The organism is Streptomyces sp. ISL-12, from assembly GCF_018614415.1.
Classification (GTDB): domain Bacteria; phylum Actinomycetota; class Actinomycetes; order Streptomycetales; family Streptomycetaceae; genus Streptomyces.
Map to the genome: position 1 here is coordinate 17,284 of NZ_JAGGOO010000026.1, position 17,243 is coordinate 34,526.

Consider the following 17,243-nt stretch of genomic DNA (forward strand, 5'->3'; position numbering starts at 1 on the left):
GGTCCGGCGTTCCTGCGCGGGGTCGGGCGTCGTGCTGGGGGATTCGGCCATGGTCCCTCCTGAGAGTGGTGCCTGTGCCCATTGGAAGCCCGGGGCGGCGGTCGCATCAACGGCGCACAGAGGCGCCGACGCACGCCCCGGCGCGGCCCCCGCACGCCCTGGCGGGAGCGCGTCCCACTCGCCGGCACGCCCCACCGCGCGCCGATCCACCGCAGGCTCAGGCCCCCTCCACCCCCGTCACCGGCTGGATGTCCGCCTGGATCTCGTCCGCGTGCTCACCGGTGACCAGGTACACCACCCGCTTGGCCACGGCCACCGCGTGGTCCGCGTACCGCTCGTAGTAGCGGCCCAGCAGCGTCACGTCGACGGCCGTCTCGATGCCGTGCTTCCACTTCTCCTCCATCAGGTGCTGGAAGAGCGTGCGGTGCAGCAGGTCCATCTCGTCGTCGTCCTGCTCCAGCTGGAGCGCCAGGTCGACGTCCTTGGTGATGATGACCTCGGCCGCCTTCGCCATCAGGCGCTGCGCGAGCTGGCCCATCTCCAGGATGGTGGCGTGCAGGTCCTGGGGGACCGCGCGCTCCGGGTAACGCAGCCGGGCCAGCTTCGCGACGTGCTGCGCCAGGTCGCCCGAGCGCTCCAGGTCCGCCGACATCCGCAGCGACGTCACGACGATCCGCAGGTCCGTCGCCACCGGCTGCTGCCGGGCCAGCAGGGCTATCGCCTTGGCCTCCAGGTCGTGCTGGAGCTCGTCGACCTTCTGGTCGGCCTCGATCACGCTCTCGGCCAGCTTCAGATCGGCGTCGAGGATGGCGGTCGTGGCGCGCCCGATCGCCGACCCGACCAGCCGGGCCATCTCCACCAGTCCGTCGCCGATCGAATCCAGTTCCTCGTGGTACGCGTCCCGCATCTTCGGTTCCCTCTCGTACGTCCTGTCAGGGGGCTCCTGTCAGGGGGTCTTGACTCCCACGCTGCCACGTTCCGGCTCGTACGCGTCCGTTTCCGGCATCTCAAATGAATCAGCACTGGCTCCAAGGTGAACTCTGGGCGACGAGTGTTCGAGGTCGCACCCCGATGGCTTCGGCCGGGCCGCACCCCATGCCTAACCTGGACGCATGGACGTGAACGCGGCGGTCGCCGCAATGGCAGCGATCGCCGGAGCACTCACCGGCGTCATCGCCACGCTCGCGTTCCGCTGGAGCGAGCGCGACCAGAAGCGCCCCACCCGCACCTCGCTGCACACGGACCCGGTGCTTCCGCCGGGTGTGGACACCGTCCTGTCGGTCCTGAGGTCCTCCGCCGTCGTGCTCGACGAGGAGGACGCGGTGGTCAAGGCCAGCTCGGCGGCGTACGCCCTCGGCCTGGTCCGCGGCGGCAAGCTCGCCGTCGACCCGATGCTCCAGATGGCACGCGACACCCGGCGGGACGGCGAGATACGGCAGGTCGAGCTGGACCTGGCCCGGCGCGGCACCGGACGGGGCGAGGCCCTGGCGGTCTCCGCGCGCGTCGCGCCCCTCGGCTCCCGCCTGGTGCTGCTCCTCGTCGAGGACCTCACCGAGGCCCGGCGCATCGAGGCGGTACGGCGCGACTTCGTCGCCAACGTGAGCCACGAGCTGAAGACGCCGGTCGGCGCCCTCTCGCTGCTGTCCGAGGCCGTCATGGACGCCTACGACGACCCCGAGGCCGTGACTCGCTTCGCCGGGCGCATGCAGATCGAGGCCACCCGGCTCACCAACCTCGTGCAGGAGCTGATCGACCTCTCCCGGGTCCAGAACGACGACCCGCTGGAGGACGCCGAGCCGGTCCGCGTCGACGAACTGGTCGCCGAGGCCATCGACCGCTGCCGGCACGCCGCGGGCACCAAGCAGATCACCATGGCCGCCGGCGGCACCGCGGACCTGCGGGTGCACGGAAACCGCGGCCAGCTCGCCGCCGCCCTCGGCAACCTCGTCGAGAACGCCGTCAACTACTCGCCCGCCCGCACCCGCGTCGGCATCGCCGCCCGTCGCGTCTCCGCCTCCGGCGGTGACATGATCGAGGTGGCCGTGACCGACCAGGGCATCGGCATCTCCGACAAGGACAAGGAGCGCATCTTCGAGCGCTTCTACCGCGTCGACCCGGCCCGGTCCCGCGCCACCGGCGGCACCGGCCTGGGTCTCGCGATCGTCAAGCACGTGGCCGCCTCGCACGGCGGGGAGGTCACGGTGTGGAGCGCCGAGAACCAGGGCTCCACCTTCACCCTGCGGCTGCCGGAGGCGGGCTCGGCCCGCGTCCGCGCGCGGCAGCGTCCCGACCGCTTCGGACTCGCCGACGACGCCGAGGACATGGCGGACCCGGCCGACCTGGCGGACCCGGAGGGTACGGAGGCCGCGGAGGACACCCAGGACACGGAGGGCCCGGCGGACGACCGGTCCACCGCTTCCTCCGTCGCGTCCCCCGCCGCACCAGCAGCCGCACCAGCCGCACCCGCCGGACCAGTCACACCCGCCGCACCCGCCACACCCCCTGCTCCATCCCCGTACCAAACGCTTCCCGCCCCGGAGGTCCTTCCGTGACCCGTGTGCTCGTCGTCGAGGACGAGGAGTCCTTCTCCGACGCCCTGTCGTACATGCTCCGCAAGGAGGGCTTCGAGGTCGCCGTCGCGACCACGGGGCCCGACGGACTCGACGAGTTCGAGCGCAACGGCGCCGACCTCGTCCTCCTCGACCTGATGCTGCCCGGCCTGCCGGGCACCGAGGTCTGCCGTCAGCTGCGGTCCCGCTCCAACGTCCCCGTGATCATGGTGACCGCCAAGGACAGCGAGATCGACAAGGTCGTCGGCCTCGAGATAGGGGCCGACGACTACGTCACCAAGCCCTTCTCCACCCGTGAGCTGGTCGCCCGTATCCGCGCCGTACTGCGCCGCCGCGGCGAGCCGGAGGAGGTCACCCCGGCCGCGCTGGAGGCCGGGCCCGTCCGGATGGACGTCGACCGGCACGTGGTGACCGTGGCCGGCGCCAAGGTCGACCTGCCGCTGAAGGAGTTCGACCTGCTGGAGATGCTGCTGCGCAACGCCGGCCGGGTGCTGACCCGGATGCAGCTCATCGACCGGGTCTGGGGCGCCGACTACGTCGGTGACACCAAGACCCTCGACGTCCACGTCAAGCGCCTGCGCGCCAAGATCGAGCCGGACCCGGGCGCGCCGCGGTACCTGGTGACGGTCCGCGGCCTCGGCTACAAGTTCGAGCCGTAAACCGCCGCGGACCACGCGCTCGCACCACGCCGAAGGGCGGGACTCCCGGTGTCGGGGGTCCCGCCCTTCGGCGTACGGGGCTCAGTGGCCGGAGGTGTCCGCGTCCGCGTCCGCGGAGACGCTGGCGGACGCCGAGTCCGTCGGGGTGCCCGACGCGGAGGCCTCGGCTCCGGCGTCACCGGACGGATCGCCCGACGCGTCACCGGCCTGGCGCTCGGAGGTCTCCTCGTCGGGGGAGGCGGACGACGTCGCCGGGTTCTCGGTGGCGTCCGGCGCGGTCGGGACCTCGCTCGGGCCCCACGAGGTGAAGTAGCTCTCGGCCGGGACGACGAACGCCTTCAGGCTCACGTCACCGGACTTGCTGAAGGCGAAGGTGATCTTCTGCGCGTCGCCGTCCTGGACGGCTTCGCTGCCGTTGGTCAGCACGGCGGCGGCGTTGTTCTCGCCGCCGATGATCAGGGAGCCCCCGGCCGGGACGGTCAGCTCCTTGCCCTTGACCGGCTTCAGCTCCGCGGTCTTGCCGGTGCCGTCGACGCGGATCGACTCCAGCGTCTGGTCGGTGGAGCCGTTGTTGAAGAGGGTGGCGGAGACGGCGGCCGGGCCGGTCGACTCGGGGTCCGGCTGGGTGATGACGACAGCGTTCTGGATCTTGATGTCGCCGACGGTCGTCGCCGCGTTGTCCGGCTTGATCTGCAGGGTCTGGGCGTTGTTGCCGGCACCGCACGCGGCGAGCGAGGCGATCGAGAACGCGATGGCGGCGGCGGCGAGGGCGCCGCGTCGAAGGCTGCTGCTCACGGCGGCGGCAACTCCTTGACTCGTCGAGGCGGCGGCAACGGATAAAGCCGCCCTAAGTGATGGTCAGCGGCTTCAGGTTACCGACCGGGTCGCCCGCCGCCGCACCCGACCCTCCCCCCTGGGCTCCGGCTTCGCCCGGAGGGCGGCCCGGCCGTCCTCCGGCGCACCGGATCACAGCGGTCACCTGAGCACGTGAGGTCACCTGTGCCACACAAGCCACACCAGTCACATTGAGCCATCCACGCCCCGTGATTCACATAAGAAGCCCTCCGGAGAACCCTCCCGGCATACCACCGGCCGAACGGGCCACACATTTTCCGTGAAGGAATGTGCGGGCGGGGGCGAAATTGATCACGGGCCGGGTAGTGCGAACGTGTCGTGATCAATTCTGGATTCGTCCGGAAGCCCGCCCAGGGCACCGAACGGAGTAGCGGAAGTCGCACGCATGGAACCGGACATAAGGGGACGTTCGGCCGCCCGGTGGGGCCTCCGGAGGTGTGTGACGGCGGTGTTTCACCCGCCCCGAAGAGCCGCTCCGACCTGCGAATACCTTCTTCCGGTCGGCCCGCGCAGCACGTCCCGGTTGCTGTTGTCAAGCCCCGAGATATGCCCTGACCTGCGAAAACGCCATTCAGAACCCGCCGTTTCCGTGTTACCCTGGATAGCCACGGAAGGGGTACCTGTCACATGACGTTCAAGGTTGGCGACACCGTGGTCTATCCCCATCACGGGGCCGCGCTGATCGAGGCTATCGAAACTCGCCAGATCAAAGGCGTGGACAAGACCTACTTGGTGCTGAAGGTCGCCCAGGGCGACCTGACGGTACGTGTGCCAGCGGACAATGCGGAGTTCGTCGGCGTGCGTGATGTGGTCGGTCAGGACGGGCTGGACCGGGTCTTCGAGGTGCTGCGCGCGCCGTACGCCGAGGAGCCCACGAACTGGTCGCGTCGTTACAAGGCAAACCTGGAGAAGCTCGCCTCCGGCGATGTCATCAAGGTCGCGGAGGTGGTACGCGACCTGTGGCGCCGGGAGCGTGAGCGCGGACTCTCCGCCGGTGAGAAGCGCATGCTCGCCAAGGCCCGCCAGATCCTGGTGAGCGAGCTGGCTCTCGCGGAGAACACCAACGAGGACAAGGCCGAAGCCCTGCTCGACGAGGTGCTCGCCTCCTGAGGCGCTCCTCCTGAAGTACGGCTCCTGAAGCCCGGCGGAACCACGGTTCCGCACATGAGATGCCGCGGTGCCCGATGACGTCTTTGCCGTCGCGGGCGCTGCGGCATGTTCGTACCCAGGTGCCTTCCGCACGGTGCTTCGGTGCTTTCCGTACGCTCACCCCGGGGGGAATTCCTGAGACCTCCCCCGAGTCCTGGTGTGCCGGGCCCGGGCAGCTGCCTCGACCAGTGTCACGGAAGGGTCCGGTCAAGGCGTCGCGCCCGGCACTCCCAGGGCCATACCCACGCCAGGCCAGCACACAAACCTGACAGGAACCGATGTCTGACGAATCGCGTCCCTCGCCCGCGGACACCCCTGTGACCAGCCCCGCGGGGGCCCGTACCGCCGCCGTCATCCCCGCCGCCGGACGGGGCGTGCGCCTCGGGCCCGGCGCCCCCAAGGCCCTGCGCACGCTGGGCGGCACGCCGATGCTCATCCACGCGGTCCGGGCGATGGCCGCCTCCCGCGCGGTCTCCCTGGTCGTGGTCGTGGCGCCGCCCGACGGAGCCGTCGAGGTCAAGACCCTGCTCGCGGCCCACGCCCTGCCCGAGCGCACCGACTTCACGGTCGTCCCGGGCGGCGAGTCCCGCCAGGAGTCCGTACGGCTCGGCCTGGACGCGCTGCCGCCCGAGTACGACGTCGTCCTCGTCCACGACGCCGCCCGGCCGCTGGTGCCCGTCGACACGGTGGACTCCGTCATCGAGGCGGTGCGCGAGGGCGCCCCGGCGGTGGTGCCGGCGCTGCCGCTCGCCGACACGGTCAAGGAGGTCGCGCCGGCCGCGGTGCCCGGCGGGGCCGAGCCGGTGGTGGCGACGCCCGAGCGGGCGCGGCTGCGGGCGGTGCAGACGCCGCAGGGCTTCGACCGGCAGGTGCTGGTGCGGGCCCACGCGGAGGTGACGGAGAACGTGACCGACGACGCGAGCATGGTGGAGCAGCTCGGGCTGACGGTGGTCGTGGTGCCGGGCCACGAGGAGGCGTTCAAGGTGACGCGCCCGCTGGACCTGGTGCTGGCGGAGGCGGTCGTGGCGCGCAGGAGGCTGAACGATGGCTTCTGACGCCGTGCGGGAGACCCTCCCGGTCCTGCCGAGGGTCGGCATCGGTACCGACATCCACGCCTTCGAGGACGGGCGCGAGCTGTGGTGCGCCGGGCTGAAGTGGGAGGGCGAGGGACCCGGACTGGCCGGGCACTCCGACGCGGACGTGGTCGCGCACGCGGCGTGCAACGCGCTCTTCTCGGCGGCCGGGCTCGGGGACCTGGGACAGCACTTCGGGACCGGACGGCCCCAGTGGTCCGGGGCGTCGGGGGTGACGCTGCTGACGGAGGCCGCGCGGATCGTGCGCGCGGCGGGGTTCCGGATCGGGAACGTCGCCGTCCAGGTCGTCGGGGCCCGGCCGAAGGTCGGCAAGCGCCGGGCCGAGGCGGAGAAGGTGCTGTCGGACGCGGTGGGGGCGCCGGTGTCGGTGTCCGGCGCGACGACGGACGGCCTCGGGTTCCCGGGCCGGGGGGAGGGGCTGATGGCGGTCGCGACGGCACTGGTCGTCTCCGACCCGGCCTCTGACCACCCACCCACCCGACTCGATTAGCGGAAAGGCCCCCCACCCCGGGGCTCCGCCCCGGACACCGGAGGGGGGCTCCGCCCCCCGCACCCCGCACCCCGCCCGCCCCCGGGCCCCAGGCCAGGCCCGGGGGCGCCGCCCCCCCAACTCCGTCAACCGGCTCGGTTCCCAAAAGGCCCGGGGCACTGCCCGCGGCCCACTACCCTGGACTCGTGACTATTCGGCTGTACGACACCAGCGCCCGGCAGATCCGTGACTTCGCCCCCCTCACGCCGGGCTGCGTCTCGATCTACCTGTGTGGCGCCACCGTGCAGGCCGCCCCGCACATCGGGCACATCCGGTCGGGGCTGAACTTCGACATCATGCGCCGCTGGTTCGCCTACCGCGGCTACGACGTCACGTTCATCCGCAACGTCACCGACATCGACGACAAGATCATCAAGAAGGCGGCCGAGCAGAACCGCCCCTGGTGGTCCATCGGCTACGAGAACGAGCGGGCGTTCAACGACGCCTACGCCGCCCTCGGCTGCCTGCCGCCCACCTACGAGCCGCGCGCCACCGGCCACATCACCGAGATGGTCGAGATGATGCGCGGCCTCATCGAGCGCGGCCACGCCTACGAGGCCGAGGGCAACGTCTACTTCGACGTACGGTCGCTGCCCGGATACCTGGCGCTGTCCAACCAGGACCTCGACGACCTCCGCCAGCCCTCCGGCGAGGGTGAGACCGGCAAGCGCGACCCGCGGGACTTCGCCATGTGGAAGGCGGCCAAGCCCGGGGAGCCGAGCTGGGAGACGCCGTGGGGCCGGGGCCGGCCCGGCTGGCACCTGGAGTGCTCGGCCATGGCGCACAAGTACCTGGGCGGCGAGTTCGACATCCACGGCGGCGGGATCGACCTGATCTTCCCGCACCACGAGAACGAGATCGCCCAGGCCAAGGGCTTCGGCGACGCCTTCGCCCGCTACTGGGTGCACAACGCCTGGGTCACCATGAGCGGCGAGAAGATGTCCAAGTCGCTCGGCAACTCCGTGCTCGTCAGCGAGATGGTCAAGCAGTGGCGGCCCATCGTGCTGCGGTACTACCTCGGCACCCCGCACTACCGCTCCACCATCGAGTACAGCGAGGAGTCGCTGCGCGAGGCGGAGACGGCGTTCGCCCGGATCGAGGGATTCGTGCAGCGCGCCGCCGAACTGGCCGGCACCGCCGTCGAGCCGGCCGCCGAGGTGCCGCCCGCCTTCGCCGAGGCGATGGACGACGACCTCGGCGTCCCGGGGGCGCTCGCCGTCGTGCACACCACCGTCCGGCAGGGCAACAGCGCGCTGGCCGCCGACGACAAGGACGCCGCCGTCGCGCGGCTCGCCGAGGTACGGGCCATGCTCGGGGTGCTGGGCCTGGACCCGCTGGACGCCCGCTGGGCCGGCGAGACCGAGAGCGGCGAGGACCTGAACGGCGTCGTCGACAGCCTCGTACGCCTCGTGCTCGACCAGCGGGAAGCGGCGCGCGGCCGCAAGGACTGGGCCACCGCGGACGCGATCCGCGACCGGCTCGGGCAGGCCGGGCTGGTCATCGAGGACAGCCCGCAGGGGCCGCGCTGGAGCGTCGGCCCCCGCTGACCGGCACCCTCAGCCGAAGATCTCAACCGAAGATCGACTGTGCCGCCCGGCCCCCCGGGCGGCACACTGCATAAGACGTACTGACAGACATCAGAGAGCGAGACACGTACTCATGGCCGCTAACAACCGCCGCATGTCCGGCAAGAAGGGCGCGCAGGTCGGCAGTGGCGGCCAGCGGCGCCGGGGCCTGGAAGGCAAGGGGCCCACGCCGCCCGCCGAGATGCGCAAGGGACACGTCAAGCAGCGCGCCGCCGCCGCGAAGAGCCGCCGCGCCCAGGGGCGCACGCAGGCGCGGCGGGGCGGCAGGTCGGCCTCCGAGATGGTCGTCGGCCGCAACCCCGTCGTCGAGGCGCTGCGCGGGGGCGTGCCCGCCTCCACGCTCTACGTCCAGCAGTTCATCGACAGCGACGAGCGGGTACGGGAGGCGCTCCAGCTCGCCGCCGAGCGCGGCGGGATCAACCTCATGGAGGCGCCGCGCCCCGAGCTGGACCGCATGACCAACGGGCTGAACCACCAGGGGCTCGTCCTCCAGGTGCCGCCCTACGAGTACGCCCACCCCGAGGACCTGCTCGACGCCGCCGCCGACGACGGCGAGGACGCGCTGATCGTCGCCCTCGACGGGGTCACCGACCCGCGCAACCTCGGTGCCGTCGTCCGCTCCGTCTCCGCGTTCGGCGGGCACGGCGTGGTCGTCCCCGAGCGGCGCGCGGCCGGGATGACCGCGGGCGCCTGGAAGACGTCCGCCGGCACGGCCGCCCGTACGCCCGTCGCCCGCGCCACCAACCTGACGCGCGCGCTGGAGCAGTACAAGAAGGCCGGTGTCACGGTCGTCGGGCTGGCCGCCGACGGGGAGGTCGAGGTCGGTGAGCTGGAGGCCCTGGCGGGGCCCGTCGTCATCGTCGTCGGCAGCGAGGGCAAGGGACTGTCCCGGCTCGTCGGCGAGACCTGCGACTTCCGGGTGCGCATCCCGATGCCGGGCGGCGCCGAGTCGCTCAACGCCGGTGTGGCGGCGGGCGTCGTGCTCTACGAGGCGGCCCGCAGGCGTTCCTGACGGACACCGGACGGTGCCGCTGGTGCGGGTGATCTTGACGGGGTCCGGACAGATCCGGCGGGTCAAGGCAGTGTCCTAACGTCACGTCACTCGGTTAGATGAGTGTGGACACCAGAACACCCCGCACACCCACGGGGGACCGCTCGTCGGGAATCGACGACGCTCCCGCGCTGAGCATGGTGAAGGTGCCGAGCGATCCGGCCGAGGTCATCGTCAACCACGCGAGTTTCCGCGTGCAGTTGGGGACCTCGACGGGGCGGACCAGGTCCGCGCGGATCACCCGGCACCTGAGCGCCACCCAGGACACCGCCCGCATCCCCGTCGTCGGCACGGACGGGCGGACGGGCGCCCCGGCCGCGCCCGCCCGCCGCCGTCCCGTCGTCTGGAGCGGCCGGTCCGACCCGGACGACACCGGTGCCCACCGGCTGCTCCAGGCCGTACGGGCCGGCGCCGCCCCGGCCGACACCGGCGCCACCCAGGTCATCCCGCACGTCGACGCCGGCGGCCCGCCAGGCGACGGCTACGACGACGGGTACGGCGACAAGTACGCCGAGTACGACGAGTACGACGACCGCTCCACCCAGACGCTCCCGACCCCGGTCGTCGGCGCACAGCGCACCGGCGGCAGTACCGGCGGCAGTACCGACGGGACCCGGCTGCTCCCCGCCATGCGCTCCGTCGGCAGCGCCTACGACGAACCCGGCTTCGGGCAACCGCCCTGCCCGGACGAGGAGTACGGCGCCTACGAGGACGAGACGGACGACGGCTCCCGACCGTCCGGACCGCGCTCCGGACGGCAGCACACCGACGACCCCGCGCGGCACGCCTACTACCCCGGCCGCCGGATGAACCTGGGCGTCGTGCTGCTCCCGCTGCGCGTCTTCCTCGGCTTCATCTCCGTCTACGCCGGCATGGGCAAGCTCTGCGACCCGGTCTACTTCGACGGCGGCGAACGCGGCTCCATGGTGAAGTGGCTGAACACCCTGCACCCGTGGGAAGTCGCCGAGCCGCTGCGTCAGTTCGCCCTCGCCCACCCGGTCGGCTCCGGGCTGGTCATCGCCTTCCTCCAGGTCATCGTCGGCGTCCTGACCGTGCTCGGCTGCTGGCAGCGGGTGGCCGCCGCGGTCGGCGCGTTCCTGTCGGCGGCCCTGCTGCTCACGGTGAGCTGGAAGAGCGTTCCCGTCTACGACGCCCCCGACATCATCTACCTCGCCGCCTGGTCGCCGCTGGTCATCGCCGGGGCGCCGGTGTACTCGGTCGACGGCCGGCTCGCGGGCGGCGCCTGGCGGCGGCTGGGCCCGCGGTCCGACATCTGGGACCTGCGCCGGTACGTGCTGCGCCGCGGCGCCCTGATCACCTTCCTCGTCACCGGCGTGACCCTGCTGGTCGGCTCGCTCCTCGGCGGTGCCGTGCGCGACGCGGACCGGGTGGTCGTCCCCGGGCCGGGCGAGAGCCCGCGCAACGAACTGCCGGGCTCGCCGCTCCCCGAGGAGCCCGGTGAGCGGCAAGGCGGCAGCCCCGAGGCGTCCACCTCGCCGACCCAGGGCGCCACCTCCGGGACGACGACCGGCCCCAGCGGCGCGGCCACCACGCCGGGCGCGACCCGCACCACCGACGGTGCCGTGACGGGCGGTGCGCCGAGCCAGACCCAGGGGACCACGGGCGGGCAGGCCCCGCCGCCGCGGTCCGACCCGGCCGGACAGGCCCCGAGCACCAGTTCCGGGCCGACGGGCGGCGGCGCCACCACGGGCGACGGCTCCGCCGCGACCAGCGGTACGGGCACCGGCTCCGGCACGGAGACCGGTGGCGGCGGCGACGGCGGGACGACCTCCTCCGGACGGCCCGGTCTCGTCGGGGGCCTGCTGGGCTGACCGCACGGGACGGACGTACCCGCAGGGGCCCCGCACTTCCGTGAAACACGGAGGTGCGGGGCCCCTCGGCTTGCCTTCCGCGCCCTCTACGGGCGGGTGGTTCAGCGGTTCAGCGCGGCCAGTTCCTTCGCCGCCTCCGTCAGGTCCTTCGCGGTGTCGATCGCCCGCCAGTAGGAGCCCTGGGGGATCGGGAAGCCGGACAGCCGGCGCTCGCGGGCCAGCCGGGGGAACGTCGTCCGCTCGTGGTCACCGCGCTCCGGGAGCATCGCGGCGAACGCCGGGGAGAAGACGTAGACGCCCGCGTTGATCTCGAACGTCGACGGGGGCGCCTCGATGAAGTCGGTGATGCGGCCGAACCCGTCCGTCTGCACGGCGCCCCACGGCAGCCGCGGACGGGCCAGGGCGAGGGTGGCGACGGCGTCCCGCTCGGTGTGGAAGTCGGCCATGTCGCGCAGCGAGAACCGGGTCCAGATGTCGCCGTTGGTGGCGTACCAGGGGCGGTCCGGATGGGGCAGGTGGGCGGCGGCGTACTTGAGGCCGCCGCCGCGGCCGAGCGGCTCGGGTTCCACGACGGTCGTCACGGAGACCGGCAGGTCGGTGTCGTCCAGCCACTGCTGGAGCACCTCGGCGAGGTGGCCGCAGGAGACCACCACGTCCGTCACGCCCTCCTCGGCGAGCCAGGCGAGCTGGTGACCGATGATCGGCGTCCCCGTGCCGGGGATCTCGACCATCGGCTTGGGCCGGTCGTCGGTGTACGGGCGCAGCCGGGAGCCTTGGCCGCCGGCGAGGACGACGGCTTGGGTGGGGCGGCGGGACACGGTCGGGTCGGTCATGAGCCGCACTTTACGGGGGTGCGGCTCGGGGACGTACGCCGTGGTCCGGCATGGGGGCGCGGGGGTCCGGCGGGGGCGGGCGGTACGTGACCGGTCGCGTCCGCGCGGCGGAGCCGCACGGTGTCACGGGGCCGCGCCCCCGGGGGCGTCGCCGGGCCGCCGGCCCTCTCACGGGTCAGCTGTGGGCGGACAGGACGCCCGAGGCGAAGGCGGTGTCGCAGACCGGACGGGAGTAGGACTGGGCACGGGTCGGGCCGTAGACGCGGACCGCGGCCCGGCCGAGGGCGCGGGCGATGGAGGCGCAGTGCCGGGCGAGCGCCGGGCGTTCGTCGACGGCCTCCTGGAGGTGGGTGAGGGCGACGCCCGGGTCCTCCTCCTGCAACTCGGTCAGCAGGCGGTCGCGCAGCACCTCCTGCGGGGCGCGGGCGGCGGCGGGCGAGGACGCCTCGGGGGCGGTGACGTCCGACGCGGTGAGCACCGAGTTCGAGGGTGCCCCCGACCAGTTGACCCGGGTGACCGCGAGGGTCCCGGAGAGCACCAGGACGACGGGCAGGACGAAGGCGAGGGAGCGGCCGATCCGGCGGGCGGGTCCCCGGCCGCGTCGCGTCTTAAGGGCGGTGGAGTGCTTCACGGAGTGCTTCACGCGAGTGAGGGTAGCGTCCGGTAATGATTTGGCGACATTTAGTCACCGGTTCGGGGGATGAGAAAGGGGGTCCGTGGGGGCGGGAGGTTGACGAACGAGGGTCGAAACGTCTGGTGTGCCGGGGTATTTGTCGACAACGGGAAGGGCCCCGCGGCAAGGCCGCGGGGCCCTTTTCGTCAACGCGGGTGAACCTTCCCCGCGAAACCTCGTCCGTCCGCTTCCGCCCTCGTCAGTCGGAGAGGCGCTCGCCGGTGGAGGTCGAGAAGACGTGGGTCTCGCCCGGCCGCGGCACGACGTGCACGGTGGCGCCCTTCTCCGGAATCGCGCGGCTGTTGACGCGGACCACGAGGTCCTTGGTCTCGCCGCCGACCTGGACCGCGCCGTAGACGTAGCCGTCGGCGCCGGTCTCCTCGACGACGTTGACCGTGACCGCGAGGCCGGCCGGGGCGTCCGCGGCGGCCTTCGACAGGGCGGCACCGCCACCCAGTTCGGCGACGTCGAAGTGCTCGGGGCGGACGCCGACGGTGACCGTGCGGTCGCCCTTGTCGGCGGCGGCCTTGAGCGCGTCCCGGTTGACCGGCACCACGCTGTTGCCGAACTTCACGCCGCCGTCGGTGATCGGCACCTCGATGAGGTTCATCGCGGGGGAGCCGATGAAGCCGGCGACGAAGAGGTTGGCGGGCTTGTCGTACATGTTGCGCGGGGTGTCGACCTGCTGGAGCAGACCGTCCTTCAGCACGGCGACCCGGTCGCCCATCGTCATGGCCTCGACCTGGTCGTGGGTGACGTAGACGGTGGTGATGCCCAGACGGCGCTGGAGCGAGGCGATCTGCGTACGCGTCGACACGCGGAGCTTGGCGTCCAGGTTGGACAGCGGCTCGTCCATGAGGAAGACCTGCGGCTCACGGACGATCGCGCGGCCCATCGCGACACGCTGGCGCTGACCGCCGGAGAGCGCCTTCGGCTTGCGGTCCAGGTACTCGGTGAGGTCGAGGATCTTCGCGGCCTCCTCGACCTTCTGCCGGATCTCCGCCTTGTTGACGCCGGCGATCTTGAGCGCGAAGCCCATGTTGTCGGCGACGGTCATATGCGGGTACAGGGCGTAGTTCTGGAACACCATGGCGATGTCCCGGTCCTTGGGCGGCAGGTGGGTGACGTCGCGGTCACCGATGCGGATGGCGCCGCCGTTGACGTCCTCCAGGCCCGCGAGCATGCGCAGGGAGGTGGACTTGCCGCAGCCGGACGGGCCGACGAGGACGAGGAACTCGCCGTCCGCGATCTCGATGTCGAGGCCGTCGACGGCGGGCTTGGTGGAACCCGGGTAGACCCGGGTCGCCTTGTCGAACGTGACAGTGGCCATGGTGAAAGGCCCCCTTCTACCGGCAGGAACGTGCCGGACGATCCGTTGTAGGAAGGTGGTGCCACGACGGGGGTCCGTGATCCGGGCCGTCGCGGTGTCCGTGGATGTTCAGTTGTGGAGGTTCGTGCCTGGTGTAGGCCACACAGGTGAACTGGGTCAGGACGGTACCCCGCGTTCACCTGGTCTGTCAGTACCTGAGGCGGCGTGAACTTCGCCCAAATTCTCGGGACGGTCGGCAGAGCGACGCACTTGTGACCTTGCTTCGAGGCTTCCTGTTTCACAGCCCGCCGCCGCTCGGTCGCAGTGCTCACGCACCGGGTGCGAGCGGTCTCACACAGGCTCCGCAGGCATTCCGGCCGACGGCCCGTCGGTCCGTACCGCAACGGCCGCCCCTATGCGGCCGGCACACACTCCCCCAGTTCCGATGCCTTGATCACCGCCGGGGCATTCCTTCCCGGTGGCAGCGCGGTCGCCACCAGCCAGTACAGGCGCATCCCTTCGTCCCGAAGGTTCACAGCCGCGTTCACATCCCGGTCATGGACCACGCCACACCCGGTGCACGTCCACTCCCGGACCGAGACGTCCAGCTTCGGCCCCTTGCCATGGCAGGACGAGCAACGCCGGGTCGAAGGGAAGAAGCGGTCCACGATCACCAGAGTCCGCCCGTACCACTCACACTTGTATCGCAACTGCCGCAACAGCTCGCCCCAGGAAGCGTCCGAGATCGCCTGGTTCAGCTTCGCCTTGCGCTTTCTTCCGGCACCCCGCGCCGCACGCAGCAGCGTCGCCACGGACAGGTCCTCCACCACGAGCACTTGGTTCTCGCGCACGAGGCGGGTGGTCAACTGGTCCAACGTGTCCCTGCGGACATCCGAGATGAGAGCGTAGAGGCGCGCGATCTTCCGCCTGACTCGGTCCCGGTTCCTCGAACCCTTCACTTTTCGGTGCAAATCGCTCTGTAACCGCGCCAGCTTCTCCCCGTACCGCTTCAGCAACCTTGGATGACCGATCGTCGTCCCGTCGTCCAAGGTGACTAGCGCAGCCAGCCCCAGGTCAATACCCACCGCCTTCGGCGCCCGAGTCTCCGGCACGAAGGTGGCGGGCAACGGCACGATGCGTTCCTCCACCAAGGCGGCCACGAAGTAGCGGCCGGCTCGATCCCGCGTCACCGACAGTCGCACCGGGTCCACTCCCGCAGGAAGCGCCCGCGACCAGCGGATGTCCAACGGTTGGGACTGCTTCGCCAGAGTGATCAGCCCTGTACCTGGCCGCTCCGGATCTTCGGCCCACCGGAAACCCGTGCGCACATAGGTCGCCGCGTCCCGGGATCGGCCCTTTCTCTTCCGCCTCGGAAACTTTGCCTCACCTCTGAAGAACTGGCCGAACGCCTGATCCAAGTGGCGGAGGGACTGCTGGAGGACGGTCGACGACACCTCTGCCAACCACGCTGTCCCCTCGCTCCGCTTCCACCCCGTCAGTGCCCGGCACGACTCCGCGAACCCCACCTTTACCCGGTGCCGCTCCCAGGCCTCCAGACGCAGGGCCAGGCCCTCGTTGTAGACCCATCGGCACGCACCGAACGTCCGCTGCAACTGCCGTGCCTGTTCCTCGGTCGGATAGAAGCGGAAGCGGTAGAGGCGGTGGTGAGTGTCCGGCTCCCTCACGTGGCTTTTCAGAGCCGTCGCCTTGCGGGCGTGGTGCTTGCGGCGGTCGCCGATGCCGAGGAGTTCCCGCTTGATGCGTGCGGCCTCCTCGCCTGGCACGGCCGCCGGTTTCTGTGCCGGTTCCCCCATGTTCCCTCCCCGACGATCCGATCTTCGGAACAGCACGTCAGACCGATCAACGAACGGGTACTCGGGGTGGTTACGGGCAGTTCCGATGGAGTGGGGGAGCTGAAGTGCGTGGCTCAGGGAAACGGGGGCTGTGTACAGTGGAGGCGCTTTCGCGTGCGGTGTTGTAGTGCGCGATGCCTCCTTAGCTCAGTCCGGTCCAGAGCGGCTGTCTTGTAAACAGCAGGTCGTCGGTTCGAATCCGACAGGGGGCTCTGGGGAACCCCAGGTCACGTGGCTCGTGGCCTGGGGTTCTGTGCGTGGGACGGGGAACGGCCCCCGCCTGTGACAGGCGAGGGCCGTTTCCGGGGCGGGGGGCGGTCAGGAGCCGTCGCCCGTGGAGCGGCTGAAGAACTCGACCTCGGCGATGGCCACCTGCTTCTTGTCGGAGGTGCCGTACGCGGACTCGATGGTGAAGCGGACCGCGCTGACCTCGCCGACCCGGAAGGCGCGGCGCTGGCCGCCGGCCGCCTGGTCCAGGGTGAGGTCGCGGGTCTTCTTGGTGCCGTCCTTCATGGTGATCGTCGCCTTGACGCGGTGCGGCAGCGCCTGCTCCTGGAGCTTGTCGGCGCGGCTGGAGACGCCCGAGGTGACGATCACGTCGAGCAGGCGGACCGGCTCGGTGAAGCGGGCCTCGATCCACTCGCCCTCGCCGGACTGGGCCACGCCCGGGCCCCACCAGGTGTTGCTGAGCTTGTCGAAGACGAGTTCCGGCTTGTGGCCGGGGTAGGAGCGGGACGCCTTCACCGAGTCCGGGGCGACCGGGGCGCGCTTGGCGAAGTGGTCGCGGGTGGCCTGGTAGCCGTCGGGGATGTAGATGATGCCGAGGACCACCGCGGTGATGGTGACCGCGATCCAGATCCAGGTGCCGATCTGGTCGAAGGTGCGGCGCAGGCGGGGGCGGTCGCCGGCCCAGGGGGTCTCCTGGGTGCCCCGGAACATACGGCGCCACCAGGGGAGCGGGCGGGCGTCCTGGCGTTCGTCGCCGGCCAGCGGCATGGCGCAGCGGACGCAGAAGTGGCGGTCGACGCGGTTGGGCGTGGCGCACCAGGGGCAGGGCGGGCCGCTCTCGCCCTCCTGCGGTCCCACGGGCCGTACCGTGGGCCGGTCGGCCACCGGGACGCCGGGCAGGACGGGGGCGACGGCCGGGTCCGAGGGGACGGTGCGGGCCTCGGGGTCGGCGACGGGGACGAGGAGGGAGCGGGCGCGGTGGGCCATGGTGTCGCCCATGTCGGGGGCGGCGGGGGCCGCGG

At 71.6% G+C, this 17,243-nt stretch carries 15 protein-coding genes and 1 tRNA gene; 9 read left to right on the forward strand and 7 right to left on the reverse strand.

Annotation, left to right across the window (positions count from 1 at the left end):
- Positions 1-217 precede the first annotated feature (217 nt).
- Positions 218-907, reverse strand: a complete 690-nt coding sequence (phoU, locus tag J7I94_RS07685; RefSeq protein ID WP_215166154.1) for a phosphate signaling complex protein PhoU — start codon at positions 905-907, stop codon at positions 218-220.
- Positions 908-1,112: 205 nt separating this feature from the next.
- On the opposite strand from phoU, the gene J7I94_RS07690 reads away from it, so the two are divergent.
- On the forward strand, positions 1,113-2,552 hold the full coding sequence (locus J7I94_RS07690) for a cell wall metabolism sensor histidine kinase WalK (protein WP_215166156.1): 1,440 nt from the start codon (positions 1,113-1,115) through the stop codon (positions 2,550-2,552).
- Positions 2,549-3,229, forward strand: coding sequence for a response regulator transcription factor (locus J7I94_RS07695; RefSeq protein WP_215166158.1), 681 nt, complete (start codon positions 2,549-2,551; stop codon positions 3,227-3,229). Before J7I94_RS07690 ends, J7I94_RS07695 begins: the two co-directional genes overlap by 4 nt.
- A gap of 81 nt (positions 3,230-3,310) precedes the next feature.
- Here the strand turns inward: J7I94_RS07695 and J7I94_RS07700 are convergent, their stop codons facing one another.
- Positions 3,311-4,024 carry a DUF461 domain-containing protein gene (locus tag J7I94_RS07700; protein WP_215166160.1) on the reverse strand — a complete coding sequence of 238 codons (714 nt, stop codon included), beginning with the start codon at positions 4,022-4,024 and terminating at the stop codon, positions 3,311-3,313.
- 687 nt (positions 4,025-4,711) lie between these two features.
- On the opposite strand from J7I94_RS07700, the gene J7I94_RS07705 reads away from it, so the two are divergent.
- The 6 genes from J7I94_RS07705 (at position 4,712) to J7I94_RS07730 (ending at position 11,325) form a co-directional block, all read left to right on the forward strand.
- Positions 4,712-5,194 (forward strand): CarD family transcriptional regulator, encoded by a 483-nt coding sequence (locus J7I94_RS07705; RefSeq protein ID WP_003953493.1) that lies wholly within the window; start codon positions 4,712-4,714, stop codon positions 5,192-5,194.
- Positions 5,195-5,511: 317 nt separating this feature from the next.
- Positions 5,512-6,288: a 2-C-methyl-D-erythritol 4-phosphate cytidylyltransferase gene (gene ispD / locus J7I94_RS07710; protein WP_215166162.1), complete on the forward strand. Its 777-nt coding sequence runs from the start codon at positions 5,512-5,514 to the stop codon at positions 6,286-6,288.
- The gene (gene ispF, locus J7I94_RS07715; protein ID WP_215166163.1) at positions 6,278-6,817 is read left to right on the forward strand and encodes a 2-C-methyl-D-erythritol 2,4-cyclodiphosphate synthase; all 540 of its coding nucleotides are present in this window, start codon (positions 6,278-6,280) and stop codon (positions 6,815-6,817) included. Before ispD ends, ispF begins: the two co-directional genes overlap by 11 nt.
- A gap of 185 nt (positions 6,818-7,002) precedes the next feature.
- Positions 7,003-8,403 (forward strand): cysteine--tRNA ligase, encoded by a 1,401-nt coding sequence (gene cysS / locus J7I94_RS07720; protein WP_215166164.1) that lies wholly within the window; start codon positions 7,003-7,005, stop codon positions 8,401-8,403.
- 112 nt (positions 8,404-8,515) lie between these two features.
- On the forward strand, positions 8,516-9,454 hold the full coding sequence (gene rlmB / locus J7I94_RS07725; protein ID WP_215166165.1) for a 23S rRNA (guanosine(2251)-2'-O)-methyltransferase RlmB: 939 nt from the start codon (positions 8,516-8,518) through the stop codon (positions 9,452-9,454).
- A gap of 98 nt (positions 9,455-9,552) precedes the next feature.
- Positions 9,553-11,325 (forward strand): DoxX family protein, encoded by a 1,773-nt coding sequence (locus J7I94_RS07730; RefSeq protein ID WP_215166166.1) that lies wholly within the window; start codon positions 9,553-9,555, stop codon positions 11,323-11,325.
- 101 nt (positions 11,326-11,426) lie between these two features.
- On the opposite strand, the gene J7I94_RS07735 is transcribed toward J7I94_RS07730, so the two are convergent.
- From J7I94_RS07735 to J7I94_RS07750, 4 genes are all read right to left on the reverse strand, one after another.
- Positions 11,427-12,158: a nucleotidyltransferase family protein gene (locus tag J7I94_RS07735; RefSeq protein WP_215166167.1), complete on the reverse strand. Its 732-nt coding sequence runs from the start codon at positions 12,156-12,158 to the stop codon at positions 11,427-11,429.
- 175 nt (positions 12,159-12,333) lie between these two features.
- Complete coding sequence (locus J7I94_RS07740) at positions 12,334-12,789, reverse strand: hypothetical protein (RefSeq protein WP_215166172.1); 456 nt, start codon at positions 12,787-12,789, stop codon at positions 12,334-12,336.
- A 241-nt stretch (positions 12,790-13,030) separates the two neighbouring features.
- Complete coding sequence (msiK, locus tag J7I94_RS07745) at positions 13,031-14,161, reverse strand: diacetylchitobiose ABC transporter ATP-binding protein MsiK (protein WP_215166168.1); 1,131 nt, start codon at positions 14,159-14,161, stop codon at positions 13,031-13,033.
- 392 nt (positions 14,162-14,553) lie between these two features.
- Positions 14,554-15,954: an RNA-guided endonuclease TnpB family protein gene (locus tag J7I94_RS07750; protein ID WP_215166169.1), complete on the reverse strand. Its 1,401-nt coding sequence runs from the start codon at positions 15,952-15,954 to the stop codon at positions 14,554-14,556.
- A 175-nt stretch (positions 15,955-16,129) separates the two neighbouring features.
- Between J7I94_RS07750 and J7I94_RS07755 the strand changes: the two genes are divergently transcribed.
- Positions 16,130-16,205, forward strand: a tRNA-Thr gene (locus tag J7I94_RS07755).
- 106 nt (positions 16,206-16,311) lie between these two features.
- Here the strand turns inward: J7I94_RS07755 and J7I94_RS07760 are convergent.
- On the reverse strand, positions 16,312-17,243 hold a 932-nt coding region (locus tag J7I94_RS07760; RefSeq protein ID WP_215166170.1), incomplete at its 5' end, for a zinc ribbon domain-containing protein.

What these genes read in the sequence shown, in the direction of transcription:
- phoU (WP_215166154.1), bottom strand. Translation starts at nt 907, where the DNA reads ATGCGGGACGCGTACCACGAGGAACTGGATTCGATCGGCGACGGACTG.
- J7I94_RS07690 (WP_215166156.1), top strand. Translation starts at nt 1,113, where the DNA reads ATGGACGTGAACGCGGCGGTCGCCGCAATGGCAGCGATCGCCGGAGCA.
- J7I94_RS07705 (WP_003953493.1), top strand. Translation starts at nt 4,712, where the DNA reads ATGACGTTCAAGGTTGGCGACACCGTGGTCTATCCCCATCACGGGGCC.
- ispD (WP_215166162.1), top strand. Translation starts at nt 5,512, where the DNA reads ATGTCTGACGAATCGCGTCCCTCGCCCGCGGACACCCCTGTGACCAGC.
- ispF (WP_215166163.1), top strand. Translation starts at nt 6,278, where the DNA reads ATGGCTTCTGACGCCGTGCGGGAGACCCTCCCGGTCCTGCCGAGGGTC.
- rlmB (WP_215166165.1), top strand. Translation starts at nt 8,516, where the DNA reads ATGGCCGCTAACAACCGCCGCATGTCCGGCAAGAAGGGCGCGCAGGTC.
- J7I94_RS07730 (WP_215166166.1), top strand. Translation starts at nt 9,553, where the DNA reads ATGAGTGTGGACACCAGAACACCCCGCACACCCACGGGGGACCGCTCG.
- J7I94_RS07735 (WP_215166167.1), bottom strand. Translation starts at nt 12,158, where the DNA reads ATGACCGACCCGACCGTGTCCCGCCGCCCCACCCAAGCCGTCGTCCTC.
- msiK (WP_215166168.1), bottom strand. Translation starts at nt 14,161, where the DNA reads ATGGCCACTGTCACGTTCGACAAGGCGACCCGGGTCTACCCGGGTTCC.
- J7I94_RS07750 (WP_215166169.1), bottom strand. Translation starts at nt 15,954, where the DNA reads ATGGGGGAACCGGCACAGAAACCGGCGGCCGTGCCAGGCGAGGAGGCC.